Genomic DNA, 3130 nt, shown 5'->3' on the forward strand with positions numbered 1-3130 from the left:
GCCGCTCGCGCGGCAGGTTCTGGCCCAGGTAGGCGAAGGCCCGATCGGCTTCACCGAGCAGGTTCTCGGCCGGTACGACGACGTCGGTGAACGCGAGCTCGCTCGTGTCGCTGGCCTTGAGTCCGATCTTCTCCAGGCGTCGCCCGATCTCGAAGCCCGGGCTGTCCGTCGGGACGACGAAGAGACTGAGCCCGTGCCGGCGGTCGTCGCCCGGCGGGGACGTCCGCGCCACCACGACGCACAGTTCGGAGTTGCGTGCCCCGGTGATGAACGTCTTGGCGCCGTTGAGCACGTAGTGCGAGCCGTCTGCGGCGCGCTGCGCGGTCGTCCGGATGCCCGCGAGATCCGAGCCCGTCCCTGGCTCGGTCATCGCGATGCACAGGACCGTCTCGCCGGTCGCCACTCCCGGCAGCCAACGCTCCTTCTGCGCCGGCGTGGCCAGCCGCAGCAGGTACGGCAGAACGATGCCCGTGCTGACCGAGTAGTGCCCCAGACCGACTGCGGCGCGCGCCGCCTCCTCCGCCAGCACGGCCTGGAACTTGAAGCTCGTGGGGCCTGGGCCTCCGTACTTCTCCGGGATGTCGAATCCCATGACGCCGAGCTTGCCCAGCTTGCGGAAGAGGTCACGCGGTACCTGGTTTTGGCGCTCCCACTCGGCATACTGCGGTACGACTTCGGTGGCGATGAAGGACCGCATGACCTGGCGGAACTCCTCGTGCTCGGCCGTGAAGACCGTGCGTTCGATCGGCATGTTCACTTTCCCACTTCGATGAAGGGGTGCTGATTGAGCGCACCCGCCAGTACGTCGAGGGCGTCGTCGGCGTCGCCGAGGGTCCGGTCGATCGCGACGAGCCGGCTTACGTGGTGGCTGACCGGGTGCTCTGTGGTGAGGCCGATGCCCCCGTGCAGCTGGATGGCCTCCTGGCCGATCAACCGGGAGGAGCGGGCGACTCGGAGCCGGGCACGCGCGGCGATGACGCCGTCCCGGGCGCCGTCGACCAGGCTCATCGTGGCGAAGGCGCTCATGCTGCGCGCGAGCTCGAGCGCGACGTAGAGATCGGCGACGCGATGGGCGAGGGCCTGGAACGACGCCAGGGGCACGCCGAACTGGCGCCGGGTCCGGAGGTGCTCGACGGTCATCGCGAGCACGGCGTCCATCAGTCCGACCGCCTCTGCGCACAGTGCCGCCTGGGCGTACACCGTCGCCTCGTGGAGCGCCTGGGTGTGGTCCTGCGCCGTGCCGAGCGGCATGCCCGGGGCTCCGGCCAGCTCGAGCTCCGCAGCGCCCCGGCCATCGATCGTGCTCGTCCGCCGGACGGTCACCCCCGGCGCGTCGGCGGCGACGACGAAGAGCCGTACGGCGTCCGGCGCGGCCTCCTTCGCACTGACCACGAACGTGTCCGAGTCGGCACCGCCGAGCACCGGGCTCTTGACCCCGGTGAGCCGCCAGATGTCCGCGTCCTCCTGCCGGGCCCAAGTGCCGTCGGGCTCCCAGCTCCACGGTCGCCCGGGCTCCTGGTGCGCCAGTGCCAGCACCGTGTGTCCCTGGCTGATCCCGCCGAGCAGCGTCGAGCGCTGCTCGGGGGAACCCGCGGCGGCGACCACGCCACCCGCCAGGACGACCGTCTCCGCGTACGGCTCGCGGGCCAGGTGTCGCCCCAGCTCCGTCGCGACGGCGTACACCTCGGCGGGTCCGGCGCCGGCGCCGCCGTCGTCCTCGCTGAACGGCAGCCCCAGCAGACCCATCTCGGCCATCGCCCTCCGCAGCTCGCCGCCGCCCGGTCCCTTGACCGGATGCCGCTTGAGGAGGTTGGCCGTCGCCTCGACCAGCGCCTGCTGGTCGGCATCGAGCTCGAAGTCCATCGTCAGCCCCCGTGTCCCATGACGGCGCCCGCGATAAGGCTGCGCTGGATCTCGTTCGCGCCGCCGTAGATCGAGACCTTGCGGTAGTTCAGGTACGTCGGTCCGGACCGCTGGGCCCAGTCCGGTGCGTGGCTCGCGGACCCACCGACCGCGAGGGCGTCCACGCCCGCGACGTCGAGCAGCAGCTCGGTTGCGGCCTGCTGCAGCTGCGAGCCGCGCAGCTTGAGCACCGAGGGCACGGCGGCGTGGACGCGCTTCGACGTGACGATCCGCAGCTGGGTGAGTTCGAGCGCGAGCACCTCGTTCTCGAGCTCGGCGAGCCGGGCCGCGAACCGCGGGTCGTCGAGCAGGGTGCCGCGACGGGTCCGCCGCTGTGCGGCGTACTCCTTGGCGCGGGCGAGCTTCACCTTGCTCACCCCTGTGCGAGCGACACTGTTGCGCTCGTTGCCCAGGAGGAACTTGGCGTAGGTCCAGCCCTTGTTCTCCTCGCCGACGAGGTTGCCGACGGGTACCCGGACCTCGTCGAAGAACACCTCGCTGACCTCGCGCCCGCCGTCGATGAGCTCGATCGGCCGCACTGTGATGCCCGGGCTGTTCATGTCGACGAGCAGGAAGGAGATGCCCTGCTGCGGACGTGTCGCGTCCGGATCGGTGCGCACCAGCATGAAGATCCAGTCGGCGTGCTGCGCCAGGGACGTCCAGGTCTTCTGTCCACTCACGACGTACTCGTCGCCATCGCGGACCGCTCGGGTGCGCAGCGACGCCAGGTCGGAGCCCGCCTCCGGCTCGGAGAACCCCTGGCACCAAAAGATGTCGAGGTTGGCAGTGGCCGGCAGGAAGCGCTCCTTCTGCTCGGTGCTGCCGAACTTCGCGATCACCGGACCGACCATCGCAGTGTTGGTCACGAGCGGTTCGGGCACGCAGGCGAGCTGCATCTCGTCGAGCCAGATGTGGCGCTGCAGCGGCGTCCAGTCCTGCCCGCCGAACTCGACGGGCCAGTGGGGCACCGCCATCCGGTGGGCGTTGAGGATCCGCTGGGCGGCCTTGCGGTCGTTCTCGTTGACGTGAATCGCCAGACGCGTTCGGTCGCGAATCTCACCAGGGATTTCGCGGCGGTAGAAGTTCTGCATATCGAGGCGAAACGCGTGCTCTTGGAAGGAGAATTGTGCTTTCACGTCAGTTCTCTCCATCTGGATGCGCAGTATTAAGTGAATCGTCACTAGCAATCGGTATCCATACGTTGCGGCGCGCGAATGCCGTCCGGGCG

At 69.5% G+C, this 3130-nt stretch carries 3 protein-coding genes; all 3 read right to left on the minus strand.

Features of this window, described 5'->3' with window-relative positions; translation table 11 throughout:
• On the minus strand, positions 1-745 hold a 745-nt coding region (locus tag ACWF94_RS37415; RefSeq protein WP_453499220.1), incomplete at its 3' end, for an acyl-CoA dehydrogenase family protein.
• Between the two features lie 8 nt (positions 746-753).
• A complete protein-coding gene (locus ACWF94_RS37420) occupies positions 754-1863 on the minus strand; it encodes an acyl-CoA dehydrogenase family protein (protein WP_453499216.1) in 1110 nt (369 codons plus the stop codon).
• 2 nt (positions 1864-1865) lie between these two features.
• A partial coding sequence (locus tag ACWF94_RS37425) for an acyl-CoA dehydrogenase family protein (RefSeq protein ID WP_453499218.1) occupies positions 1866-3130 on the minus strand: 1265 nt, incomplete at its 5' end.

The organism is Streptomyces sp. NPDC055078 (assembly GCF_053607985.1).

What these genes read in the sequence shown, in the direction of transcription:
- ACWF94_RS37420 (WP_453499216.1), bottom strand. Translation starts at nt 1,863, where the DNA reads ATGGACTTCGAGCTCGATGCCGACCAGCAGGCGCTGGTCGAGGCGACG.